We start from the raw sequence: 24,607 nt of genomic DNA on the forward strand, positions 1-24,607 counted from the left end.
GGCCATTTGCAACATTTTGTGCCGATTTCGCTGAATTGTAAAAATAAGATCTGTTGTATTGTGGGCGGCGGAAGGATAGCGGAACGCAAGGTAAAGGGACTGATGGAAAGCGGGGCGTTCATAACCGTCATCAGTCCGAATATAACGCCGGATTTACAGGTTCTGGCCGATCATAAGCAGCTCCACTGGGTAAATCGCGTATACTGCGAGGGTGACCTCCAGGGAGCCTTTCTTGTATATGCGGCGACCGATCGGAGAGATGTGAACGATACGGTTGCGCATGAGGCCGGACAAAGGGGTATACTGGTAAATGTGGCGGACCGTTCGGAAGAGGCGGACTTTATAACGCCGGGCATCATCCGGCGGGGCAGGCTAACGATCAGTGTATCCACCGCAGGTGCAGGTCCGGCTGTTACGTCCGAAATTACATCGGCTTTGGATACGCTGTTTGGTAGGGAATACGAACCGTATCTGGATTTCATGTACGATATGCGGCAAGCGATTAAACGTATCGTATCTTCCCCGCAGCAAAGGGCGAAACTGCTGAGACGTTTGGCGAGTAGCGGAATTTTGGAGCAAATACGACGTCAGGAATTTACTGCATGGACTCAAGAAGAGATAGACACATGGATTGCGCAAAATCAGGAGGAATAGCATGCGAACAATTGTGGTAGGTAGTAGACAGAGCGCGCTTGCGCTAACTCAGACCGGGCATGTCATCGAGGATTTGAACGCGTTGTGCGCGGAGCATGGGCTGGATATGCAGTTTGTCGTAAAAAAAATATTGACCAAGGGCGACCGGATTTTGGATGTAACGTTGTCCAAGGTGGGTGGCAAAGGGCTGTTTGTCAAAGAAATTGAACAGGCCATGCTGGCTGGTGAAATTGATATGGCAGTACATAGTATGAAGGATATGCCGTCAGAATTGCCAGAAGGGCTAGTGAACGGCGCGGTGCCGCGTCGGGAGGACCCGCGGGATTGTCTCGTTACCCTGGGATTCAAGAGCCTGGAGGACCTGCCGCAAGGGGCAAAGGTCGGCACAAGTAGCCTGCGCAGAGCCAGCCAGATCAAGTCATTACGACCGGATCTTCAATTGGAGCCTGTGCGCGGTAATATTGATTCCCGCCTGAAAAAGCTGGAGACTGAAGGATTTGACGCCATTATTTTGGCTGCGGCAGGTTTGAACCGTATGGGCTGGAAAGACCGAATCACGTCCTATATACCGGAGGAAGCCTGCTTGCCAGCAGTCGGACAAGGAGCGCTCGGTATTGAGTGCCGTGCAGACGATGAAGAGTTGCTGGCGTTGCTGCGCCTGTACAACGACGAGGATACCTCGGCTACGGTTGCGGCAGAACGAACCTTCCTGGGCGTGCTGAATGGGGGATGCCAGGTGCCAATCGGGGCTCACGCAGTCTGGGCTGACCAGGAAATCCGCCTCACGGGCATGGTAGGCTCGCCGGATGGCGAAGTTATTTTGAAGGAAACGCTCCAGGGAAATGATCCGCAAAAGTTGGGAGAAGCGGTGGCGGCCAGCTTGATCGCCAAAGGAGCGGAACAGATTCTGGCGCAGGTGAGGGGGTAATGAAATGGCAGGAAAGGTATATTTAGTAGGCGCAGGACCCGGTGACGCAAGACTGATTACAGTCAAGGGCTGGGAATGCATTCAACTGGGTGATGTTATTGTCTATGACAGACTGGCAAGTCCTCGCCTTTTGGGTTTGATGAAGCCAGGTGCCCAAAAAATATATGTTGGCAAGTTGCCGGATCGTCACACCATGAAGCAAGAGGAAATTAATCAGTTGCTGGTGGACTTGGCCTTGGAAGGAAAAACGGTTGTTCGGCTCAAAGGGGGAGACCCCACCATCTTTGGTCGGGTTGGAGAGGAAGCCGGACTGCTGCGTAAACACGGTATTTCCTATGAAATTATACCTGGCATCACTTCAGCAATCAGCGTACCCGCCTATGCGGGCATTCCGGTTACACACCGGGATATGGCCTCATCGCTGTCTATCATTACGGGGCATGAAAGTCCGGACAAGCTCGACAAGAGTATTCATTGGGATAAAGTAACGAACGCAACGGGTACACTGATCTTTATGATGGGTGTAGCGAAGATCGGCTATATCAGTGAGCAGCTGATGAAACACGGCAAATCGCCAAGCACACCCGTTGCTTTAATCCGTTGGGGAACCCGGGCGGAGCAGGATACACTGGTGGGTACGCTGGCAGATATTGAGGCCAAGGTGAAAGCCGCGAATTTTCAGCCTCCCGCCGTTATCGTCGTCGGAGAAGTGGTTAATCAGCGTGAACAGTTAAAATGGGCTGAGGATATGCCTTTGTTCGGCAAGCGGATTTTGGTTACACGTGCGCGTGCCCAGGCCAGCAGTCTGGTTCATCGGATTGAAGAGCTTGGCGGCGAGCCTTATGAATTTCCCGTCATCCAGACGGTTGTCCCTACGGACGAGCCAACGAAACGGCAAATTACTGAGGCGCTTGCACGATTGCCTGAATACGACTGGGTGTTTTTTACCAGCGTTAACGGAGTGGAATACTTTTTCACTCATCTGAAGGAACAAGGCAAGGATGTACGTTCGCTATTTAAGGCGCGTATTGCTGCAGTCGGACCGGCTACAGCGGCGGCACTTCGCACGCACGGAATTGAAGCGGAGCAGATTGAAGGCCCTTTTCAGGCAGAGGGCTTGCTCGAAGCGTTTGAGCAGGATTTGCAGGCAGGGCAGAACGTATTTCTGCCAAGAGGCGATCTCGCTCGGTCCTGGCTGCCGGAGAAGCTGAGAGAGCTGGGACTTGAGGTGACCGAGGCCGATTTGTATCAAACCGTGCTGGCGGCAAACGCACAGGATGATGAACTACTCAAGCTGCTTGAGGAACGTGCCATCCATGCGATTACTTTTACCAGTTCCTCAACAGTAACCTTTTTTCTGGAAGCACTTAGGCAGATGGGAGTCGAAGATCCGCTGTCGCTGCTGGAGGGAGTGACGATCGCTGTGATTGGTCCTCTCACCGGAGAAACAGCGACCCAAGCGGGCCTGACCGTCAGCTTCATGGCGGAAAAGGCAACTATTGAAAGCCTGATTCAATCGCTATGTGACTGGAAACAATCAAGCGCTGTGACATCATAATTATATTTCACCAAATGAATGTATAAAAACTGGGGGTTTGCAATCATGAGTGTTCCTTTTACCAGACATCGCCGTTTGCGTCAATCTGCTGCTATCCGCAGTATGGTACGTGAGACGGTATTGAATCCAGCTGATTTTATCCAGCCCATCTATGTAACATTCGGTACAGGAGTGAAGCGGGAAATCAGCTCCATGCCGGGTGTGTACCGATTTTCTCTGGATCAATTGGAAGAAGAACTGAAAGAAATTAGTGAGCTTGGCATTCCTGCTGTGCTCCTGTTTGGCATTCCAGAGACGAAGGATAGCTTGGGTACTTCGGCTTTTGTTGACGATGGTATTGTTCAGGAAGCTACACGTCTGATCAAGTCTCGTTATCCCGAGCTGCTGGTTGTGGCTGACACTTGTTTGTGCGAGTTTACGGATCATGGGCACTGCGGTATGGTCCACATGCATGAGCATGATGGTGAGGTATGTGGTGAAGTGCTGAATGACGAATCTCTGAAGGTGCTGGTACGTACAGCCGTTTCCCAGGCGAGAGCGGGCGCTGATATTATCGCGCCATCCAATATGATGGACGGCTTTGTGCAGGCGATTCGACAAGGGCTGGATGAGGAAGGCTTTTCGCATATTCCGATTATGTCGTATTCCGTCAAATATGCGTCTGCTTTTTATGGGCCTTTCCGGGAAGCGGCAGATTCTGCACCGCAATTCGGTGACCGCAAGTCCTATCAGATGGACCCTGCCAATGCGCGTGAAGCATTGCGAGAAGCAGAATCCGACGTGCTGGAAGGTGCGGACATGCTGATGGTGAAGCCGTCCCTTTCGTACCTGGACGTGATGCGCACGATTAAGGATCAATTTGATCTGCCTATGGTGGCTTACAACGTCAGCGGTGAATACGCGATGGTCAAGGCGGCAGCTCTTCAAGGCTGGATTGATGAAAAAGCGATGGTGCTGGAGATTCTGACGAGCATGAAGCGCGCAGGTGCAGACATGATTATTACCTATTCCGCCAAGGATGCGGCAAGATGGTTGAAGCAATAAACGTATCTTCCAGAAGACAGGAGTGATCAGAATGATCAACGAACAACGAACAGTGCGCGAGGATGCGCGCTCCAAAGTAGCCTTTGATGAGGCAAAGCAATATATTCCGGGTGGCGTAAACAGTCCGGTCCGGGCTTTTAAATCCGTCGGCATTACGCCTGTTTATATCGACCGTGGAGAAGGATCGCGGGTATATGATATCGACGGTCAATCCTATATTGACTATGTATGTTCATGGGGACCGCTCATTATGGGACATGCGCATCCTGAGGTCGTTAAGGCTTTACAGGCTGCAGTTGTCAAAGGAACCAGTTTCGGAGCGCCGACGTTAGCGGAAACCGAAATGGCGAAGCTCGTTTGTGAGCGTGTTCCTTCTATGGATATCGTTCGTATGGTCAACTCGGGAACCGAGGCGACGATGAGTGCGATTCGACTCGCACGCGGATTTACGAGCCGCAGCAAAATCCTTAAATTTGAAGGCTCTTATCATGGTCACGCGGACAGCTTGCTGATTAAAGCAGGCTCTGGTGTGGCAACACTGGGTCTGCCCGACAGCCCCGGTGTACCTGAGGTCGTGGCTTCACACACGATCACCGTTCCTTACAATGATTTGGCTTCGGTGAAACTGGCCTTTGAAAAATTTGGCGAGGAAATTGCCGCCATTATTGTCGAGCCAGTAGCCGGAAATATGGGAGTCGTACCGCCACAACCCGGATTTTTGGAAGGACTGCGCGAAGTAACCCGGCAGTATGGAAGCCTGCTGATTTTTGATGAAGTCATGACCGGATTCCGGGTAGGACTTCATTCAGCTCAAGGTCGCTTTGGTGTGACCCCGGATCTCACATGCCTGGGTAAAGTCATTGGCGGAGGTCTGCCTGTAGGTGCTTATGGCGGACGTCGCGATATTCTGGAACAGATTGCTCCTTCCGGTCCGATCTATCAGGCGGGTACGCTTAGCGGAAATCCGCTGGCTATGGCAGCAGGCTATTCGACGCTTAAATTGCTGACGCCAGAAGTATATGATCGACTGGAAGAACGGGCAGCCCGGCTTCAGGCCGGATTCGAGCGTAATGCACGTGAGTTGGGTATACCTGTCACGATCAACCGTGTGGGTTCCATGGTTTGTCCTTTTTTCACGGAGGAGAAGGTTGTCAATTTTGATACAGCCAAAACAAGTAATCAGGACCACTTCCGCCGTTACTTTACCGAATTGGTGAACGAGGGGGTCAGTGTGGCGCCATCCCAATTTGAGGGCATGTTTGTGTCGGGTGTGCATACGGTGGAAGATATTGATGCTACCATTGAAGCGAACTATCGCGCGCTCAAACATCTATGAGCTGGCAGGGCGGCTGGAAAAGACGGGGACCGTGGCTGGAAGTCACACCGGGACGGGAAATCACAGAGGGTGAACATTACACCGATGCTGTAGATCATTGGTTGCTGAACCGTTTGGAGCTACCGGACAAGCTGTGGCGCAGACTGCGACATGAAAAGCAGATTGAACTTGCGGGGGACCGGCTGCGGCTGGCCCTTTTTCCCGTTACAAACCTTGGCGTGATTCCTCGCTGGTATGATTTGAAGGTGCTGTATGAGGATGATTTTTGCTTGGTCGCACACAAACCGGCGGGTATGGCGGTACATCCGGACGGAGCTGTAAAAGAGGGACCACTGACGTTGGATCATGCGGTCGCATCGTATTATGAGATGAATGGCATCCATGCGGCAGTACGGCATGTGCATCGACTGGATACGGATACGACAGGCCCGGTGCTGTATGCCAAAAATGAATTCGCGTTGCTCAAGCTGGACGAGCAGATGCGGGCCAAAGATATCGGTCGCCGTTATGTGGCTTTGGTACGGGGTGAAGTCCCTTCATCACTGCGGACGCTGAATTGGCCGATTGGCAAGGACAGGCATCACAAGCAGCGTCGCCGTGTTTCTTCGACCGGACAGAGCGCGGTTACCCATGTGGAGCTTGGTGAAGTGTGGGGGAGCGGTCAAAAGGCGGTTAGCCTCGTATATTTAACACTGGAAACAGGCCGAACGCACCAGATTCGCGTTCATCTTAGCCATGCGGGCTATCCGTTATTGGGGGATGTATTATACGGGGGACGGGCTGCTGATTTTGGCAGGCAGGCGCTGCACGGAGAGCGTCTTACCTTCCGTCATCCGCTGAGCGGTGAAACGATTACTGTGGAAGATGCTTGGCCGGATGATTTTCAAAAGCTGCATCAACAGCTATAAAAGATGGCATGCCTTCTATTTTGGCGCATATACTTGAACCTAGAAACGGTTTGCAATATGGAGTTTCCGTGCGCCTGACAGGAGTCAGAGGATGTGCGGAGGCTGCCCAAAGGAGGATGCCATCCTTGAACAAACAACAGAATGATCAGCCGCAAGGCTTGCGTTTTGATATTTATGAACGCATTCATTTGACGGAGGAAGCTGCCGGGATTGCTGAGTTGGAGGAAATTGAGCTTCTGCCACGCATTCAGGTTGTAACCCACGGCGACCATGCCGCTTTGCGAGGGCATTTGCTGCTGGAGGGCGTGTACCGCACACCTGAACAGGTAATGAATGAGCTTCATCATTTGATCCCTGTGGAAATTACGATTCCACTGAATCGGGTAGGAAGATTGGAAGACATTTCAGTTGAGATTGAGAATTTCGATGTGGACCTGCTATCATTACGTAGTCTGAATATTACAGGTGTTCTCTCCCTGCACGGGGTGGAAAGCTCCCATGCGGAGGAGACAGCGGTTTGGCTGGATGAGGAATTTACGGTGGTGCACGCACCTGAACATCCCGCTCGCCCCTTTTCCGCGAATGCAGAGCAGCGTCAGGAAGAAACTTATGCCACTCAGAATTCTGTATCCGATCATACGACGGAGTCTGAATCTTCATACAGGGTGCCAGCTCAGCAGGAGTACGCTTCCTGGGAACAGCCATCACAGGAGTATGGGGAGCAGAAGTCATCACCGGAACACCAAGCTTACGAGTCTGCTGTAGACCCGAACCGGATCTATGAGCCTTGGACGGGTAAAGCTGTTGAAGACAGCACTTCCGAGGTAAAGCATGAGCATGAGACACCAGAAGTATGGGGATTTCAGCAAGAGGAAGCATGGACGGGAAGTGAGCCGAAAATATCCTCCACAGCTCCCAATGTGGTCTATGATCCTTTGCTGGCTGAACCGCATCACGCGACGGAGCCAGAGATCTATCTGGAGCCGCAGCTGGAAGCAGGTCAGGTGGATGATTTTAGACGTGAGACATTAGAGCAGGTGGACGCTGTGTCCCAGGACACTGTTGCAGACGATAAACCGGAGATGCGCGTGGCGCTGAACAGCAAAAAGAACGAAAAAGCAGACGAGCCGGACCCGGTGGTCTACTCATCATTGCTACAATCCAGTCGTTCGGTGAAGGAAGCGGAATACCAGCAGCAACTGGAGCAAGAACCGCAGGGGCAGGAAGCCCAAGAAGAGCGTGAGGATGCCAAATGGAAAAACCTTTTTTTCCATACACAGGATGAAACGCCGTTCCGCAAGGTCCGATTATGCATCGTTCAGCGTGAAGATACACTAGAAACGATCGCTGATCGCTATCAACTCAGCACACGGGAGCTTCAACTGTATAACAAGCTGGCAGAGCATCATGTAGAAGAAGGGCAGGTATTGTACATCCCTTAATTCGGTCATTGGAAAATGAGCAACGGGTGTTGACTATAGTCAATGGGAAATGTATGATGTGGTATAGCTATTGAAAGACTGAGATCGGGAAGAGTAGGCAGCAAGCCCTTCAGAGAGTGGAATTGCAGCGCTGTGAGGTTCCGCAGGAAGCTACTGGCCGAAGTCACCCGGGAGTCGCCTGTTCGAACGGTCCCTCATTTAATCCCAACGGAAGGTACGAGGTTCACGGTAGAATAAGGCCGGTCCGCAGCCGTTATCTGCATAAGTGTCACACCATGTGTAATGGATCAGTGGATACATACACTAGGGGTGAAACAAAGGTGGTACCGCGAGAGAACAGCCTTTCGTCCTTTGAGGATGAAGGGCTTTTTTTATTTGCCAATTGAAAAATCATGGAGGTATCCTGATATGTCAGAACAAGACAACAAGACAACCTTGGAAATGCCGACAACGTACGATCCAAAATCAGCCGAGAAAAAATGGTACAAAACGTGGATGGAGAAGGGGTATTTCCGCGCTGGACGACTTCCAGAGGCAGAGCCTTTTACAATCGTTATTCCACCACCGAATGTTACAGGCATGCTGCACATTGGACATGCTCTTGATTTTACTTTGCAGGACATTATTATCCGCACCAAGCGGATGCAGGGCTATGACGCATTGTGGCTGCCAGGGGCAGACCATGCGGGCATTGCCACCCAGACGAAGGTAGAGCAGAAGCTGCGTGAGGAAGGCTTGACGCGCTACGATCTGGGACGCGAGAAATTTTTGGAGAAGGTTTGGGAATGGAAGGATCTCTACCTGGACAACATTCATAATCAATGGGAAAAAATGGGATTCTCTCTCGATTATTCGCGTGAGCGTTTTACGCTGGATGACGGGTTGTCTCAAGCCGTTCGCGAAGTATTCGTCAAGCTGTACAAGAAGGGCCTGATTTATCGCGGTAAACGCATCATTAACTGGGACCCTGCTGCACGTACGGCTCTATCAGATATTGAAGTGGAATACAAAGAGGTAAACGGAAATCTGTATCACCTGCAATATCCGCTTCAAGATGGCAGTGGGTTTATCACTGTAGCCACCACGCGTCCTGAAACCATGCTGGGCGATACAGCGGTAGCCGTACATCCTGAGGATGAACGGTACAAGCATATGATCGGCAAAACACTCGTGCTTCCGATTATCGGGCGGGAAATTCCGGTCATTGCGGATGACTACGTAGAAAAAGACTTCGGTAGCGGTGCGGTTAAAATTACGCCAGCTCATGATCCGAACGACTTTGAAATGGGGCAACGTCACCAGTTGCCACAGATTACCGTTATGGACGAAACAGGTACGATGAACGCCGAAGCAGGCAAATATCAGGGTCTTGATCGCAGCGATTGCCGTAAGCAAATCGTCGCTGACCTGAAAGAGCAGGGCGTGCTGCTCCGTATCGAGGAGCATGTGCATCAGGTGGGCCACAGCGAGCGTACAGGTGCGGTTGTAGAACCTTATCTGTCTACACAATGGTTCGTGGAAATGAAGCCTCTGGCAGCCAAAGCGATTGAAGTGCAGAAGGCTGGCAATGGTGTAAACTTTGTCCCGGATCGCTTTGAGCGTACTTATCTGCACTGGATTGAAAATGTGCGTGACTGGTGTATTTCCCGTCAATTGTGGTGGGGACACCGTATTCCGGCTTGGTACGATGAAGAAACCGGAGAAGTTATTGTATCGGCAGAGGATCCTACAACCTTGCCTGAATATGCTGGCAGAAAGCTGAAACAGGATGAGGACGTGCTGGATACATGGTTCAGCTCTGGTTTGTGGCCGTTTTCGACATTGGGTTGGCCTGAGCAGACTGAGGATCTCCAACGCTACTACCCGACCAATGTTCTGGTTACAGGGTATGACATTATCTATTTCTGGGTGTCGCGGATGATCTTTACCGCACTGGAGTTTACGGAAGAGATTCCGTTCAAGGACGTGCTTATGCACGGACTGGTTCGTGATGCGGAAGGTAGAAAAATGTCCAAATCCCTTGGCAATGGTGTTGATCCGCTCGACGTAATCGACCAATATGGCACGGATGCCATGCGGTATATGATTTCTACCAGCAGCACGCCTGGACAGGACCTTCGCTTCCGTTGGGAACGGGTAGAGCAGGCACGTAACTTTGCCAATAAAATCTGGAATGCGTCACGCTTTGCGCTGATGAATCTGGAAGGGGTCACTGCGGCCGATATCGACATTACCGGTGATTTGAGCACAGCGGATCGCTGGATCCTTCACCGTTTGAACGAAACTTCACGCGATATCACGCGTCTAATAGATGCTTATGAATTTGGCGAGACAGGCCGCCTTCTGTACAACTTTATTTGGGATGACTTGTGCGACTGGTACATCGAGTTTGCGAAGCTTTCCCTGTATGGCGAGAATGCAGAGGCGAAAAAGAAAACACAGTCCGTACTGGCGTATGTGCTGGATCGGACACTGCGCATGATTCATCCGTTCATGCCGTTTATCTCCGAGGAAATATGGCAGCATCTTCCGCATGAAGGCGAAACGATTACACTGGCCGCTTGGCCTGTTTACGATTCGGCTTTCGAGGACAAGGATGCGGTAGCTGAAATGAATTTGCTGATCGACGTGATTCGCGCAGTGCGGAATATCCGTTCTGAAGTGAACGTGCCGATGAGTAAAAAGATCGAATTGCTCGTAAAACCCGGCGATCAAGCCGTTCTCGATATCATTAACCGCAATGGGGAATATGTACGTCGATTCTGTAATACGTCTGAATTCGACACGGGATTGGAACTCTCTGTTCCAGATAAAGCCATGACTTCTGTAGTCAGCGGAGCAGAGCTATACCTGCCGTTAGCCGGGCTGCTTGATATTGCCCAGGAAATTAGCAGACTGGAAAAAGAGCTTCAGCATTTGAACAGTGAAGTGGAGCGCGTGGAGAAAAAGCTGTCCAACCAAGGCTTCGTGGCGAAGGCACCAGCCAAAGTCATCGAGGAAGAGAAGGCCAAGAAAGCCGATTATTCGGATAAGCGCGCCAAAGTTATCGCACGGATTGAAGAACTCAAGGGATAATTCCACTAACTATAAAATGACCTGAAGGTGAAGAGGATGTCAGATACAATCAGGGGCGGGGGAGTGGCTCCTTTACAAAGCTATGATGAAGCAGTGGAATGGATTAACGGTTTGATTCCGTTCGGAATCAGACCCGGACTGGAACGGATTGAGAAGTTAATGAGCATGTTGGGGGATCCGCAACGGCATCTTAAATTTGTGCATATTGCGGGAACCAACGGCAAGGGCTCGACCTGTGCTTTCTTAACCTCTGTTCTGCTGAAATGCGGTTATGATGTGGGAACCTTTACGTCTCCGTATATCACCCGGTTTACGAACCGATTCCAATTCAACGGGACGGATATTCCCGATGATACACTGGTCTTGCTTGCCAATCGTTTGTATCCGTTGGTCAAGGAAATCGCGGCCAGTGATTTGGGATCACCCACGATGTTTGAGGTATCGACAGCGTTGGCTATTTTATATTATGCAACGGTGACTTTTCCAGATGTTGTGGTATGGGAGACGGGCCTCGGGGGAAGGATGGATGTAACTAATATCGTGAGTCCTATCGTCTCGGTCATTACGAATGTAGGCTATGACCATACGGATATTTTAGGGGATACACTCGAACAGATCGCAGGCGAAAAGGCTGGAATTATCAAGCCAGGCGTACCTGTTGTTAGTTGTGTATCTCAGCCAGAGGCTATTCAGGTTATACGGGAAACGGCGGCAATGCAGGGAGCTACCTTGTATCTAGCAGGAGAACAGTTTACGTATGAACGGCTGAATGGGGACGAAACAGGACAGACTTTTTCGTTTGCGGGACCCTTCCGACACATGGAAATCGGCATCACGTTGTTAGGCGAGCATCAATGTGCTAATGCGGCAGGAGCTTTGATGACGCTTGAGGTGCTTCGTCAGTATATGGCTTTTGTGCTGGATGACGCTGAACTACTGGAGGGCTTTAGAGAAGCAGCCTGGGCAGGTCGTCTGGAACAGGTCAGCAGTTCGCCGCGAATTGTTATTGACGGTGCTCATAATCCAGAAGGGGCGCAGACGCTGGCAAAGAGTCTTCCCCAACTGTATTCGTACCGAAAAATGGTTTTAATGATGGGTATGCTGTCAAACAAGCATCATGAAGCATACTTGCAGCATATACTGCCACTAGTGGATACGCTTATCCTGACCGAGCCCGATTTCCGCCGCAAAATGAATGCCGCTGAACTGGCTCATCTCGTGGAGAAGCTGCGGCCGTCCTATGCCAAAACGGATTTGAAAATTATTGTAGAAGGTGACTGGAAAAAGGCTCTTCGCTTGCTTCAGTCACATACGGAAGCGGAGGATCTGGGGGTGGTGTCCGGAACACTGTATCTCATTGCGGATGTACGGGCTACCCTTATGTATCAAACCGATTCGGAAAAAGGTTGGTGAAATTTGTTGATTACTTCGGAACATGTTCATTTTATCGGTATCGGCGGTTACGGGATGAGCGCGATTGCTCGGGTCATGCTGGAGATGGGATATACCGTGACAGGCTCAGATGTGGCATCACAGGAGCTGACAGAAAAACTGGCGGCGAAAGGCGCAAAAATATATCTCGGGCACACGCCTGAGCACGTTACAGGCGCGGACATTGTCGTTTATTCGACGGCACTGTCCCGTGACAATGTGGAGCGGGTGGCAGCAGAGGAATTGAATATTCCGACCCTGCATCGTTCCCAGATGCTCGCACGGTTGCTTAACGAGCGTAAGGGAGTAGCTGTTGCGGGAGCGCACGGCAAAACGACAACCTCCTCGATGATCGCTCTGGTTATGGAGAGATGTAATGTCGATCCAACATACATTATTGGCGGCGAAATCACGAATTTGGGGACGAATGCCAAAGCAGGCAAAAGCGAGTTTGTCGTTGCCGAGGCGGATGAGAGCGATGGTTCTTTTCTGCAATATCATCCTTGGCAAGGTATCGTAACCAACATTGAAGCCGATCATTTGGAAAATTATGATGGCGACTTTAATCGTCTGAAAAGTGCCTACGTACAGTTCTTGGGTCAAATCCGGCCGGATGGCGCGGCTATCGTATGTGCTGATGATCAGAACGTACGGGAAATGCTGCCTCAGATTCAGACTCGAGTCATTACCTATGGAGTCGAGCATGAAGCAGATTATACGGCAACGGATATCCAGTTGGGTGACCGTCGTTTAAGCTTTACCATGAATCGCAAAGGGACGGCGCTTGGAACCATCGAATTGTCTGTACCGGGTAAACATAATCTGTACAACGCTATGGCTAGTGTAATTTCTTGCTTGGAAGCAGGCATCCCATTTGAGCAAATTGCTGCGGCTATTGTGGAGTTTCACGGAGCGAAGCGTCGTTTTCAGGTGCTAGGCGAAAGCAATGACATTCTTGTTATTGATGACTATGCTCATCATCCAACAGAGATTGAGGCTACGATTAGTGCAGCTACAGTGACTGGTAAGCGTATTATTGCTGTGTTCCAGCCGCAACGCTACAGCCGTACTTTTTTCCTGCTGGATGCGTTCAGTCGTGCGTTCAGTGAGGCGAATGAAGTCATTATTACCGACATTTATTCTCCAGCGGGAGAAAAACAAATTGAAGGTGTGCATTCTTCGAAACTCGTGGATTTAATCGTCCAGAACAGCAACGCGAATGCCATCTATCTGCCAACCAAGGAAGCTGTTATCGACGAGTTGAAGGATCGTCTTCAGCCGGGCGATCTTGTGCTGACAATGGGCGCGGGAGATATCTGGAAAGCAGGCGACGCGCTAGCACGTCATCTGCGCGAGCAGCAAGTGTAACAAGATGCATAAAGTGTTACGCTGATGAAATACTACCATCAAGGGTATTCCGAACACGAAACGTGTCTTCGGGATACCCTTTTTTGTAATGTCCAGGGCATATTTTCTCTTCCTGACTCATACAACAGACTATGAGGAAGTATGGGACAAGGAGGGAGTGCATCCGTGAACAAGGCAAAGATGACATTCCGGTTTGAGCAACAGACGCCGGAGACAAGCCGTGAGGAAAAGCTACAGGTGCTTCCATACAAAAACAGGCCGATAACTAGCCAGCAGCGTGAAACAAATAAAGAAGCAGAACGGTCTGAAAGCGAGAAACAGTATCAAGCTGCTAACCAGCATGAAAGAATGGAAAGAATTAGCGGCATAGGTGCAAACAACGGGACTGAACGAATTTCAGAAATTAACGAGCCTTCGGGCGTGAATAGACCTAGTACGAGGCGGCGTTTTGCTCCTGCCCCCATCGTGAAGGAAGGATGGGATGATCCGTTTGGGCGATCAGCAGCTTCCTGGTCAGATACGGATTTTCTGCCAGATCGTACGGAAGAGGATGAAGAAGAAACTCATCGTTCCAGTCAAGAGTACCGAAAGCGTCCGCCCCATCCCTCCAGATGGAAGCTGATTGGCTCAGTAGCCAGTGCGTTGATGACCGGGGGGATGTTTGGATACATCATGTTGCTGCTTTTTAACGGAGGTGGAGCTGTTCCTGGATCAGATCCGTCAACAGAGGAGGCTATACCGGTTTTTAAAGAATCAGTTAGTACACATACACCATCTGTAAAAGAGAATTCCGCTCCTGTTACAGTTGTATCGGCTCAGGTCCCCCCACAAACCTATTACCTGCTGCAATACGGAGTATTCAGCACCCCTGAACGGGCTTTGCAAGCAAAGGAAGAGCTGTTGAAGGCAGGCATTGCCGCCGGTGGGGACACCGAGGATCAGAACCGAGTCTATGCAGGAATATCGCCAGACAGGGAACAGGCCAAGCTGCTCAGCAATCAACTGAGAACACAAGGAGTTGAGCTGTATGTCCGTGAGCTTCAACTGCCTGGATTCGAAAAAGCAGCTTATGGGGGCGATGGTGAAAAGCTCACTATCTTTTTTCAGCTAAGCAGCACTTTGGTCGGCAAGCTGAGCGGGCTTTCCTCATCCTTGCTTGAAGCAGGCGGATCAGGTAAGGCAAATGCCACCGAAATGAAGGAACTGAACGATCTGCATCAGCAGTGGACACAAAATATCGCTGCGCTTCCCTCCGGTCTGCCGAAGGAAGCGGCTGCTTCCGCATCCACGCTGGAAAAGGCGATGAACAGTGCAGTCTCGGCACTTGGAGAATATAACAAGAACACAGCCAAGGAGCACATTTGGGAAATTCAGTCTTCGATGATGGAATATGTTTTGCATGAGAAGGAATTTATACAATTTATAAAACAATAGATTCTCAATGTTTTCCGGCAAGGAACTGGAAATAGTTCCCCATGCCGGATTTCTGTTTGTATTGCAGTTGAAATCACCGTATAATAATGAAGGTGTCAAAAAATGGCGAGGGAAGATCAGGATGAAAAAAAATGTAGGAATGCTTATACTGTTTTTGTTGCTCGGTTGGCTCTTGGGTGCATGGATTGCCAAAGCCCTTCAATCGATCAAATTCCTTTCCTTTCTGACCCACCCCACTACGATATCCTGGTCGCCGAGAGCGGATCTGGATATTATCAGCTACAACATAACGATAAATTTTGAATTGAGCCTGCTTAGTCTGATCGGCATCATCGCCGCGTTCTGGCTGTACCGCAGGCTCTAACTGATGAAAAGGAGCTTCCCTTATGGACGGGAAAATTACGCCCCGCATTATTCTGGCATCGACTTCACCGAGAAGGAAGGAATTGCTTTCATTTCTTAGACTACCCTTTGACGTGATGCCGAGTCATGCGGATGAAAGCACGCCTGAGAGCTGGACGCCTCAGCAAATTGTGGAGACCCTTGCGGTACGCAAAGCCGAAGTGGTCGTGAACATTGCCAGCCAATCCGAAGAAGGTGGATTAGTAATTGGCAGTGATACCATAGTCGTGCTGGATGGTTTGGTACTGGGTAAGCCTGCCGACCATGCGGACGCGGTTCGCATGCTGACAGCATTGCAGGGAAGAACCCACCTTGTATTCACTGGGGTGGCCTGCATACATACCGTAACCGGCAAAACGCTTGTCAGACACCGCCAAACGGAGGTTACGATGAAGCCTTTGAGCCATGAGCAAATTGTGGCATATGTGAATACGGGCGAACCGTCTGACAAAGCGGGAGCGTACGGCATTCAGGGTTTGGGTGCTACGCTGGTGGAATCTATTCAGGGTTGTTATTTTAACGTCGTAGGATTGCCGCTTTCCCTGCTGTCGGACATGTTGTCCGAATTCGGAGTGAGCGTGTTGCAACCTTAAAGGGGATAAACATATGTTAGAGTCGCCAACACTGATGCTTCGCGACCTCCCTCATGAAGAACGACCAAGAGAGCGCATGATGACATATGGGGCGGAAGCTTTAAGCAACGCGGAGTTGCTGGCAATATTGCTGCGTACGGGAACACAAAATGAGTCATCGTTGCATTTAGCGCAGCGTATTTTGCAGCAGGCGGGGAACTTGCGCCAACTGGTGGATATGAGTATGACCGAATTGACCCAGATTAAAGGCATTGGCAATGCCAAGGCGATACAGCTCAAAGCGGGTATCGAACTGGGGCGACGGTTGGCATTGTCACGCCATTTGGAGACCCCGGTGATCAGTTGCCCACGGGACGTGGCAGATTTGCTGTTTGAGCAGCTTCGTTATTTGCAGAAGGAGCATTTTGTATGCCTGTTCCTGAATACTAAAAATCATGTCATTGCCCAGGAAACGCTATCCATGGGCAGCCTGAATGCCGCCATCGTACATCCTCGTGAAGTATTTCGGGCAGCGATCAAATGCAGCAGTGCTTCGATTATTTGCGCTCATAACCATCCGAGCGGTGATCCGAAGCCAAGCCCGGAGGATGTCCAGTTGACCCGTCGCCTGATGGAAGCGGGCAACATCGTGGGCATCGACGTGCTCGATCATATCGTGATCGGGGACGGAACCTTCGTAAGTTTGAAGGAACAAGGTCTGATATAATATACTATTTAAATCAAACATTTAAATCCGACCGGCTAGGCCGGCCTGAATAAACCGTTTATACATGGATAACAGATTTCAGGGAAGAGAAAAGGAGATTAACATCATGCTGGGTGGCTTTACAAAAGATTTAGGAATTGACTTGGGGACGGCAAACACGCTGGTATACGTAAGAGGAAAAGGGATTGTGGTTCGTGAACCTTCTGTAGTCGCATTACGTACAGACACAAAAACCATTGAAGCGGTTGGTGAATCTGCAAAAAAAATGATTGGTCGTACACCGGGGAATATCCGTGCGATCCGTCCGATGAAGGATGGCGTTATTGCGGATTTTGACACGACTGCAACGATGATCAAATATTTTATTCGTCAGGCGCAAGCCCAACGTTCTTTGTTTCCACGTCATCCGAACGTGATGGTTTGTGTGCCTTCAGGCATTACTGCGGTGGAGCAGCGTGCTGTTGAAGATGCAACGAAGCAAGCAGGCGCGCGGGAAGCGTACACGATTGAGGAGCCGTTTGCAGCTGCAATCGGCGCTGATCTTCCCGTATGGGAGCCAACGGGTAGTATGGTTGTTGATATCGGCGGAGGTACAACCGAGGTAGCGGTTATTTCTCTGGGCGGGATTGTGACGAGCCGTTCCGTGCGTGTGGCTGGTGATGAAATGGACGAGTCCATCATCCAATACGTGAAGCGTCAATATAATCTGATGATTGGTGAGCGGACTTCAGAACAGTTGAAAATGGAAGTCGGGTCCGCAATGCCGCTGGAACAAGTGGAGACGTCGGAAATTCGTGGACGTGATCTGGTAACAGGTTTGCCGAAGACGATTACGATTACTTCGGATGAAATCAGTGAAGCGTTGTCCGATACAGTGAATGCAATTGTGGAAGCAGTCAAAGTGACACTGGAAAAATGCCCTCCCGAGCTGGCGGCGGACATTATGGACAGAGGTATCGTATTGACTGGTGGCGGAGCACTTTTGCGTAACTTGGACAAGTTGTTGGCGGCTGAAACTGGGATGCCGGTTATCGTAGCGGAAAATCCTCTGGATTGCGTGGCAATCGGTACAGGCAGAGCGCTGGAAAATATTCATTTGTTCAAATCGCGCAGCAGTTCCGCCGTCCGTTCCAAACGTTGAATCGGGGGTGTAGGAACTGTTTAAGCTGTTTGGCAATAAAAGACTATTTATTCTATTGATCGGAATCGTTCTGTTTATTGCCCTTATGGGGATTACACTTGGACAGAGAAATTCCTTAACCTGGCCGGAAAAGTTCGCCAGAGATTCAATTGGCTTTGTGCAAGGTATCTTTTACAGGCCCGCTTCAGCAATAGCGGGCTTCTTTGAAGATATCGGGAATATGCGGAGCATTTATAGCGAAAATGAACGGTTGAAAATTGCTGTAGCGCAGTTAACCGCCGAGCAGATTCAGACTTCTAACTTGAAAGAGACAAACGCCAGACTTGAGCAAGAACTGAAATTCACCCAAACGCAAAAGTCCAAAAATCAATATGATTATCGGATTGCACAGGTAAATAGCGTCAGTAATGATTCCAAAACGCTTGTCATTGATATTGGTGAAAAGGATGGGGCCAAGGTTGGTCAGGAAGTCAGATCACTTGAGGGGTTTGTAGGGGTTATTAGTCGCACAGCGAATTTCACTTCTACAGTTACGCTATTGACTACATTAGACCCTAAAAATCCAAATTCTTATGCTATTGCGGCGACAGCACTGGGCAAGGAAAATAATTCGTTTGGTATGATTGAAAGTTATGATCCGGCTACGAACAGATTTCAAATGACTCGCATTGAGGAAAATGATCCAATCGCAAAAGGTGATCAGATCATTACGTCCGGAGCAGGCGGGAAGTTCCGTAAAAATCTGTTGATCGGCACGGTAGAAAAAATCCAGGTTGGCGAGTTCGGACAAACACGTACAGCGATTATCAAACCGGCAGCCAGCTTCGTGGATTGGAAAGAATTGCTCGTTCTTTACACTCCTGAGGTACCGGAATAATGAAGATACGCGGTCAGGTTTTAATACTGCTGCTGTTTGTATTGTTTATAGCTGAAGGAACGATTCTTCCGTGGCTTCTTCCGGATAGTTGGCATCCGAGAATGGTTCCGAATTTCGTGTATGTCGTCATTTTGTTCGTATCCGTATATTATAGTCGCCATACGGCATTGGTACTGGGTATTGTTTTTGGGCTTATTCATGACGTTGTGTATTACGGGTTTATTATCGGACCTTACTCTTTTGCAATGGGATTGTCGGCTTATTTGCTGGGGCTGGTATTTACAGCTCGACGTGCGCCAATGCCTATTATGATGGGAGCTGTGCTGATCGGCAGTTTTCTGCTGGATTCCATGCTTTTTGCCATTGATCATCTGTTCCAGCTGAATCATCAGACTTTTGATTGGGCGCTGGCACAATATATGATTCCTGATTTATTTATCCATTTTCTGTTCGCCCTCATCATTTACGTCCCAGTCCGCAAGCAATTGCAGCGTTTGGATATCCGTGTGAAAAAGGAAGAGAAGGTCTAGGTCTTTTTACACACATTTTGTCCGGGTTAGCAGGGATTTCACGTTCCGGGGACGAAATGATTGAGATAGGAGGGACAGGCTAATGGCGGTGAAATCGAATCATGTCACGATTAAAGGCATCAAAGACGGCCTGGTATTCCTTCTGGACGATCAATGCGAGTTTGAGGATTTGCTGGGTGAGCTGCGTTTCAAGCTGGAGCACAGTCATCAAAATATTTTAACCGGCCCGATTATTCATGTAGACATTAAGCTGGGAAGCCGGGAAGTGACGGAGGAACAGAAGGAAAGCATTCTGGAGATTTTGAGACAGAAGGGGAATCTGCTCATACGGTCTGTCGAATCACCCGGGCTGCCTTCAGAAGTGCAGGGGAAAGCTCCCATCCACACCGTGACAGGGATTATCCGTTCAGGCCAGGTGCTTCATCATAACGGGAATTTGCTCTTTTTGGGAGATGTGAACCCCGGTGGAATTATAACGTGTACTGGTGATATCTATGTCCTCGGTGCCCTGCGAGGTATGGCACATGCGGGGATGGAGGGGAATGGCGAGGCAATTATCGCAGCCTCCTATTTTGCACCAACACAGCTGCGAATTTCCGAAATGATCAGTCGTCCACCCGATGAATGGGAGACGCGTGAATCCGGAATGGAATTTGCGTATCTCAAGGACGGCGCCATGCAAATAGATAAAATGAGTAATATTGTGCGTCTGGGCCGCGATTTTAACGTGTTCAAAGGGGTGTAGCACATGGGAGAGGCTATCGTCGTCACTTCAGGAAAAGGCGGCGTCGGCAAAACGACGACGTCAGCCAATATAGGAACAGCGCTGGCACTGCTCGGCAAAAAGGTGTGCTTGGTGGATACGGATATCGGCTTGCGTAATCTGGATGTTGTTATGGGTCTGGAAAACCGGATTATTTATGATCTGGTCGATGTAGCGGAAGGTCGTTGCCGTTTAAATCAGGCTCTGGTCAAGGATAAGCGCTTTGAGGAGCTGTATATGCTGCCTGCTGCTCAAACTAAGGACAAGAGTGCCGTAACGCCGGAGCAGGTTAAGGATATTATTTTGGAGCTTAAAAAGGATTTTGAATATATATTGATTGACTGTCCTGCGGGTATTGAGCAAGGCTTCAAAAATGCTATTGCCGGAGCGGATCAGGCCATTGTCGTAACGACACCGGAAAACGCTGCTGTGCGTGATGCTGACCGGGTTATCGGATTGCTGGAAAGCTCGCATGTGATCTCACCAAAACTGGTGGTTAACCGTATCCGTAACAGCATGGTCAAATCCGGGGATATGCTGGATATTGACGGCATTTTACAAGTGCTTAGCATAGACCTCATTGGGATTGTGCCGGATGATGAAATGGTAATCAAGTCAGCCAATACAGGAGAGCCTACCGTCATGAATCCGGATTCACAGGCAGCGATTGCCTACCGTAACATTGCTAGACGGATTTTGGGTGACACAGTGCCGCTCATGCAGCTGGATCAGAAGAAAAGCGTGATGACTCGCTTTAAAAAATTTTTTGGTATGGGTGGATGAAGAAAACAGTGAGTTATGGCTGGAGACGGCTCCGCGTGTGATTTGATCTTACGATCGCTGTTGCCACGGGATTCTTTTATTTGTAAAACGTTTAGTGGTAAGAATCCCATGGCAAAGGCGAACGCTTCGCTTCTTCAGATTCAAATCACCCGCTTCGCTACTGCCTGCAAAATTCCTACACTGTTTTAAGTAAGAGTATGGATGTAGAGGAAAGATACGTACGAAGAATTACAGGCTTTTTTAAGCCGCGTAGTCCTTTCATCTTAATAACTAACACTTAAATAAGTAATAAACTTATTTAAGTGTTTTTGGTTTGTCTTTTTAACTTCTATAATTCCTAGTTCTTAATATAAGGCTCACTACATAGCTGCTATATATTCAATCACATCCGGTGCGCTTGCGTCGGATTTTTTCATTTTCAGATACGTAATCCCGAACCGGACAACATAAGTTGAAGCCCGTCCTCATAAGATGTACCAAACATACCTCGCTGGGGGGCTGGAACAGGATGAATAAAAACTCCGGAATCAAGCAGCGCAGAGAAGAACGCATACAGCAGCTGATCGCGAGAAACAAAGCGGAAGAGTATTCCTCAGGCATGAATCAGGACAGGTACAGGAACAAGGAAATGAAGCCGATGCCAGCAGTCAGTACTAACGGACCCAGAGACCCGGAAACCGAATGGAAAAATGAACGACAACGCTGGCAGCAATCTTTTGGGGAGAACCGGCGTCCGTCTTTTTGGGTTTCTTTTTGGCGCAGGTCTGTGTTCGCTACAATGCTATTTGGGTTGGTGTGGGGATTATTTCGCTGGGATGTTCCCTATGCCGTCAATTTGAGAATGTTTATCGCAGATGCCTTAAATAAGGATATGGATTTTGCAGCCGCCGGACAATGGTATGAAACTTATTTTGATGGGGCCCCGTCCTTTTTACCGATCTTTGGAGAGGAGCCTGAGACACACAAGGTAAACGCAGTCCGCAAAGGCTCTCCGCCAATTCAAGGAAATATAACACAGCCATTTGCGCTAAGTCTCAAAGGAGTGGAAATTGCACCCAATGCTGCTGGTAATGAGGCAATCGCTGTCAAAAGTATAGATGCGGGACGTGTGCTGGACATATTTAATCACCCGGAAAGTGGAATTACAATTACGATTCGTCACACTGGAGGTATTACGGTAACGTACGGACGTCTATCCCGCTCTACCTTAAAGGTGAATGATTGGGTCCAGGAGGGGGACGAGGTCGGTGTGCTGCCAGCAGGCCATAGTGGCAGTGAGGCGGCGACTCTGTTTTTTGCGGTGCAGAGAGGAAATCAGTATATTGATCCGGCGGAAGTGGTAGCCCTTGATTAATGTCCGGGGTGTGACTTTGTCTCTGCATCCACTGTTCGTACTGGTGATGCTAACCTCTGTGTTGACAGGACATTTTATCGAGATCATGACTTTGTTTACGCTGGTGTTCATTCATGAGCTGGGGCATGCGACAGCAGCCACGTTGTTGGGGGCGCGGGTGCTGACCATACAGATGCTACCCTTTGGAGGGGTGGCCGTCATTGACGATCAGGGGAAGCTCAACGCGTGGAAGGAGATTGTCATTGCGCTGGCGGGTCCTCTGCAAAACGGAATTATGATTGTCATCCTTCTATTGCTCAGAAATGTGAGCGGGGTGGAGCATGAATATATAAATTATATGATTCAGGGAAATGCCGTCATTGCACTGTTCAATCTGCTCCCGATTTTACCACTGGACGGCGGGAAAATAATGCAGGCGCTGATGAGCTTATTCATCCCGTATCACCGTACTCTAGTTTGGACTTTTCGAGCCAGCATCGTGACCAGCCTGCTATTTTGTATCTATGGTATTTCGCCGTTATTAAGGCAAAATGGACCTGTGCATTTAAATCTGCTGGCGGTAGGGATTTTTTTGCTTTATTCTAATATTGTGGATTATCGTAATATCCCCTATCGTTTTATACGTTTTTTGCTGGGAAGGGACGAGCTCTTTTACCGCGAGGCGGCCAAGGGAAGTATTGCCTTGCCAATTGTATCCTTGCCTATGAAACATTTGGAGCCTGTTTTGCGTCTTTTCAAAAGGGACCGATACCATATGATTTATGTCATGAATGAGCAGGGACGGATAGTAGCTGTATTGCCTGAGCAACGCCTTATTCGCTCTTATTTTGCAGCGCGCCCGCCGGAGGGCGGAAAAACTAAACCTAAATAGAAAAGTTAGAAGTTTTTATGGAGTTGAGGAAAGAGGCTGTATCCAGAGAGGTTGAAAAACCATGAAGCAAATGATTGTACAATGCCAGCAACAGATGACCCAAATGGCACTGTTGGAAGAGGGACGATTGGTAGAATATGCAGCTGAATTGCCACGAAAGCGGGGAATTCTGGGTTCCTTTTTCAAAGCCAGAGTCGTCAATGTACTGCCGGGAATGCAAGCCGCCTTTGTTGACATTGGACAGCGAAAGAATGCCTTTTTATATGTGGATGACGTACTTCACGCCCATTTGGAAAAGCAACCTGAGGTGAAGCCGTCCATTTCCGAGCTGTTGAAGGTGGGACAGGAAATTGTAGTACAGGTGTTGAAAGAGGCCGTGGGTAGCAAAGGGGCCAGAGTAACCACTCATTTTTCACTTCCGGGTCGCTGGATTGTATACATGCCTCGCGCCGATTATGTGGCTGTATCCAAAAAGATCGAGCGTGAGGGAGAACGGGCTCGTCTGAAAGCGATGGGAGAGCAGCTTCGAACAGGTGAAGAAGGAGTCATTATCCGTACAGTTTCGGAGGAAATGAGCAGAGAAGCGATTGAAAATGACCTGAACCAGTTGCGTCAGCAATGGAAAGCCATTCAGCGTAAAGCTACTGAACACTCGGCTCCATGTGAGCTGCACCGGGATTTGAGCATCGTCCAGCGTTTGATTCGGGATGTGTTTACACCGGAGCAGGATGAGCTGATTATTGACAGTGAGGAACAGGCAAAGGAAGCGGAGATATTACTACGTCAAATCAGTCCGCAGAAAGCTCATGTGCGCATATTTCGTGGTGCAGAAGAGACCATATTTAAAGCCTATGGCATCCATGAGCAACTGGAACGTGATTTTGCGCGAAAAGTATGGCTTCAGGGCGGCGGATATATCATCATCGACCATACAGAGGCACTGACTGTCATTGATGTGAACACAGGGAAATTTACGGGGGGCAGCAATCTGGAAGAGACGGTGACCCGGACTAACATCGAAGCGGCTGAAGAGATTGCCCGACTGGTGCGTGTGCGTGATATCGGGGGCATTATCATCATTGATTTTATTGACATGGAACAAGAGGAGAACCGCCGTGAAGTGTCCTCTGTGCTGGAGTCTAGGCTGAAAAAAGACCGAACCAAATCATATGTCGTTGGCTGGACACGGCTAGGTCTTCTGGAAATGACCCGAAAAAAGGTGCGTGAGGAAAAGACGATTTTATAAGGCAATGCGTTTCCAAAATCATTTTAAACTAGAGGTTGAATGTGGACGAAGCTTATGCTACAATCTTTTAGTATGTGTCATGCGTAAGATTGGCTGCACATGCTGTAACCGCTCCAATCAGGTACTGAAGTACAGCATCCTCAGGGATGTTGTCACCTGCGAT

The 24,607-nt window shown here is 49.4% G+C and carries 22 protein-coding genes and 1 other annotated feature (1 of these 23 cut by a window edge); all 22 genes read left to right on the forward strand.

Translation table 11 applies throughout. The features are described 5' to 3' along the window. Positions 1 to 6: 6 nt before the first annotated feature. Positions 7 to 654, forward strand: coding sequence for a precorrin-2 dehydrogenase/sirohydrochlorin ferrochelatase family protein (locus ABH897_RS18905; protein ID WP_404592553.1), 648 nt, complete (start codon positions 7 to 9; stop codon positions 652 to 654). Between the two features lies 1 nt (position 655). Beyond that, complete coding sequence (hemC, locus tag ABH897_RS18910; protein ID WP_404519656.1) at positions 656 to 1,582, forward strand: hydroxymethylbilane synthase; 927 nt, start codon at positions 656 to 658, stop codon at positions 1,580 to 1,582. Positions 1,583 to 1,586: 4 nt separating this feature from the next. Further along, positions 1,587 to 3,140 carry a uroporphyrinogen-III C-methyltransferase gene (cobA, locus tag ABH897_RS18915; protein ID WP_404592554.1) on the forward strand — a complete coding sequence of 518 codons (1,554 nt, stop codon included), beginning with the start codon at positions 1,587 to 1,589 and terminating at the stop codon, positions 3,138 to 3,140. A 45-nt stretch (positions 3,141 to 3,185) separates the two neighbouring features. After that, complete coding sequence (gene hemB, locus ABH897_RS18920) at positions 3,186 to 4,184, forward strand: porphobilinogen synthase (protein WP_283653006.1); 999 nt, start codon at positions 3,186 to 3,188, stop codon at positions 4,182 to 4,184. 31 nt (positions 4,185 to 4,215) lie between these two features. After that, entirely contained in the window at positions 4,216 to 5,520 is a 1,305-nt protein-coding gene (gene hemL, locus ABH897_RS18925; protein ID WP_283653005.1) for a glutamate-1-semialdehyde 2,1-aminomutase, read from the forward strand. Beyond that, positions 5,517 to 6,428 carry an RluA family pseudouridine synthase gene (locus tag ABH897_RS18930; protein ID WP_283653004.1) on the forward strand — a complete coding sequence of 304 codons (912 nt, stop codon included), beginning with the start codon at positions 5,517 to 5,519 and terminating at the stop codon, positions 6,426 to 6,428. Before hemL ends, ABH897_RS18930 begins: the two co-directional genes overlap by 4 nt. A gap of 125 nt (positions 6,429 to 6,553) precedes the next feature. Beyond that, positions 6,554 to 7,870, forward strand: a complete 1,317-nt coding sequence (locus ABH897_RS18935; RefSeq protein ID WP_349361865.1) for a LysM peptidoglycan-binding domain-containing protein — start codon at positions 6,554 to 6,556, stop codon at positions 7,868 to 7,870. 408 nt (positions 7,871 to 8,278) lie between these two features. After that, complete coding sequence (locus tag ABH897_RS18940) at positions 8,279 to 10,945, forward strand: valine--tRNA ligase (RefSeq protein WP_283653002.1); 2,667 nt, start codon at positions 8,279 to 8,281, stop codon at positions 10,943 to 10,945. 36 nt (positions 10,946 to 10,981) lie between these two features. Continuing rightward, positions 10,982 to 12,358 carry a bifunctional folylpolyglutamate synthase/dihydrofolate synthase gene (locus ABH897_RS18945; RefSeq protein WP_283653001.1) on the forward strand — a complete coding sequence of 459 codons (1,377 nt, stop codon included), beginning with the start codon at positions 10,982 to 10,984 and terminating at the stop codon, positions 12,356 to 12,358. Between the two features lie 6 nt (positions 12,359 to 12,364). After that, the gene (gene murC / locus ABH897_RS18950) at positions 12,365 to 13,744 is read left to right on the forward strand and encodes a UDP-N-acetylmuramate--L-alanine ligase (RefSeq protein ID WP_283656315.1); all 1,380 of its coding nucleotides are present in this window, start codon (positions 12,365 to 12,367) and stop codon (positions 13,742 to 13,744) included. A 165-nt stretch (positions 13,745 to 13,909) separates the two neighbouring features. Then, the gene (locus tag ABH897_RS18955) at positions 13,910 to 15,178 is read left to right on the forward strand and encodes an SPOR domain-containing protein (protein ID WP_404592555.1); all 1,269 of its coding nucleotides are present in this window, start codon (positions 13,910 to 13,912) and stop codon (positions 15,176 to 15,178) included. 121 nt (positions 15,179 to 15,299) lie between these two features. Further along, entirely contained in the window at positions 15,300 to 15,542 is a 243-nt protein-coding gene (locus ABH897_RS18960; protein WP_044645689.1) for a DUF4321 domain-containing protein, read from the forward strand. A 22-nt stretch (positions 15,543 to 15,564) separates the two neighbouring features. After that, positions 15,565 to 16,173: a Maf family protein gene (locus tag ABH897_RS18965; protein WP_283652999.1), complete on the forward strand. Its 609-nt coding sequence runs from the start codon at positions 15,565 to 15,567 to the stop codon at positions 16,171 to 16,173. A gap of 13 nt (positions 16,174 to 16,186) precedes the next feature. Beyond that, entirely contained in the window at positions 16,187 to 16,879 is a 693-nt protein-coding gene (gene radC / locus ABH897_RS18970; protein WP_404581051.1) for a RadC family protein, read from the forward strand. A gap of 106 nt (positions 16,880 to 16,985) precedes the next feature. After that, positions 16,986 to 18,020 carry a rod shape-determining protein gene (locus ABH897_RS18975; RefSeq protein ID WP_283652998.1) on the forward strand — a complete coding sequence of 345 codons (1,035 nt, stop codon included), beginning with the start codon at positions 16,986 to 16,988 and terminating at the stop codon, positions 18,018 to 18,020. Between the two features lie 49 nt (positions 18,021 to 18,069). Then, on the forward strand, positions 18,070 to 18,897 hold the full coding sequence (gene mreC, locus ABH897_RS18980) for a rod shape-determining protein MreC (protein ID WP_327204664.1): 828 nt from the start codon (positions 18,070 to 18,072) through the stop codon (positions 18,895 to 18,897). Beyond that, a complete protein-coding gene (gene mreD / locus ABH897_RS18985; protein ID WP_283652997.1) occupies positions 18,897 to 19,427 on the forward strand; it encodes a rod shape-determining protein MreD in 531 nt (176 codons plus the stop codon). The genes mreC and mreD overlap by 1 nt, the downstream gene beginning before the upstream one ends. An 82-nt stretch (positions 19,428 to 19,509) precedes the next feature. Next, entirely contained in the window at positions 19,510 to 20,172 is a 663-nt protein-coding gene (gene minC / locus ABH897_RS18990) for a septum site-determining protein MinC (protein WP_014277588.1), read from the forward strand. A 3-nt stretch (positions 20,173 to 20,175) separates the two neighbouring features. Continuing rightward, positions 20,176 to 20,973: a septum site-determining protein MinD gene (minD, locus tag ABH897_RS18995; protein WP_014277587.1), complete on the forward strand. Its 798-nt coding sequence runs from the start codon at positions 20,176 to 20,178 to the stop codon at positions 20,971 to 20,973. 508 nt (positions 20,974 to 21,481) lie between these two features. Next, positions 21,482 to 22,327, forward strand: a complete 846-nt coding sequence (locus ABH897_RS19000; protein WP_283652996.1) for a M23 family metallopeptidase — start codon at positions 21,482 to 21,484, stop codon at positions 22,325 to 22,327. Beyond that, entirely contained in the window at positions 22,320 to 23,198 is an 879-nt protein-coding gene (locus ABH897_RS19005; protein ID WP_283652995.1) for a M50 family metallopeptidase, read from the forward strand. The genes ABH897_RS19000 and ABH897_RS19005 overlap by 8 nt, the downstream gene beginning before the upstream one ends. Positions 23,199 to 23,259: 61 nt before the next feature. Continuing rightward, positions 23,260 to 24,444 carry an Rne/Rng family ribonuclease gene (locus ABH897_RS19010; protein ID WP_283652994.1) on the forward strand — a complete coding sequence of 395 codons (1,185 nt, stop codon included), beginning with the start codon at positions 23,260 to 23,262 and terminating at the stop codon, positions 24,442 to 24,444. A 96-nt stretch (positions 24,445 to 24,540) separates the two neighbouring features. Further along, positions 24,541 to 24,607: a sequence feature (ribosomal protein L21 leader region), on the forward strand (it continues 21 nt past the right edge of the window).

The organism is Paenibacillus sp. RC73, assembly GCF_044908085.1.
GTDB lineage: Bacteria > Bacillota > Bacilli > Paenibacillales > Paenibacillaceae > Paenibacillus > Paenibacillus terrae_A.

Excerpts from the sequence above, each read along its gene's own strand:
- ABH897_RS18930 (WP_283653004.1), top strand. The coding sequence starts at position 5,517 with ATGAGCTGGCAGGGCGGCTGGAAAAGACGGGGACCGTGGCTGGAAGTC.
- minD (WP_014277587.1), top strand. The coding sequence starts at position 20,176 with ATGGGAGAGGCTATCGTCGTCACTTCAGGAAAAGGCGGCGTCGGCAAA.
- radC (WP_404581051.1), top strand. The coding sequence starts at position 16,187 with ATGTTAGAGTCGCCAACACTGATGCTTCGCGACCTCCCTCATGAAGAA.
- ABH897_RS18945 (WP_283653001.1), top strand. The coding sequence starts at position 10,982 with ATGTCAGATACAATCAGGGGCGGGGGAGTGGCTCCTTTACAAAGCTAT.
- ABH897_RS19010 (WP_283652994.1), top strand. The coding sequence starts at position 23,260 with ATGAAGCAAATGATTGTACAATGCCAGCAACAGATGACCCAAATGGCA.
- hemC (WP_404519656.1), top strand. The coding sequence starts at position 656 with ATGCGAACAATTGTGGTAGGTAGTAGACAGAGCGCGCTTGCGCTAACT.
- minC (WP_014277588.1), top strand. The coding sequence starts at position 19,510 with ATGGCGGTGAAATCGAATCATGTCACGATTAAAGGCATCAAAGACGGC.
- hemL (WP_283653005.1), top strand. The coding sequence starts at position 4,216 with ATGATCAACGAACAACGAACAGTGCGCGAGGATGCGCGCTCCAAAGTA.
- mreD (WP_283652997.1), top strand. The coding sequence starts at position 18,897 with ATGAAGATACGCGGTCAGGTTTTAATACTGCTGCTGTTTGTATTGTTT.
- cobA (WP_404592554.1), top strand. The coding sequence starts at position 1,587 with ATGGCAGGAAAGGTATATTTAGTAGGCGCAGGACCCGGTGACGCAAGA.
- ABH897_RS18960 (WP_044645689.1), top strand. The coding sequence starts at position 15,300 with ATGAAAAAAAATGTAGGAATGCTTATACTGTTTTTGTTGCTCGGTTGG.
- ABH897_RS18965 (WP_283652999.1), top strand. The coding sequence starts at position 15,565 with ATGGACGGGAAAATTACGCCCCGCATTATTCTGGCATCGACTTCACCG.
- ABH897_RS18975 (WP_283652998.1), top strand. The coding sequence starts at position 16,986 with ATGCTGGGTGGCTTTACAAAAGATTTAGGAATTGACTTGGGGACGGCA.
- ABH897_RS19000 (WP_283652996.1), top strand. The coding sequence starts at position 21,482 with ATGAATAAAAACTCCGGAATCAAGCAGCGCAGAGAAGAACGCATACAG.
- hemB (WP_283653006.1), top strand. The coding sequence starts at position 3,186 with ATGAGTGTTCCTTTTACCAGACATCGCCGTTTGCGTCAATCTGCTGCT.
- ABH897_RS18940 (WP_283653002.1), top strand. The coding sequence starts at position 8,279 with ATGTCAGAACAAGACAACAAGACAACCTTGGAAATGCCGACAACGTAC.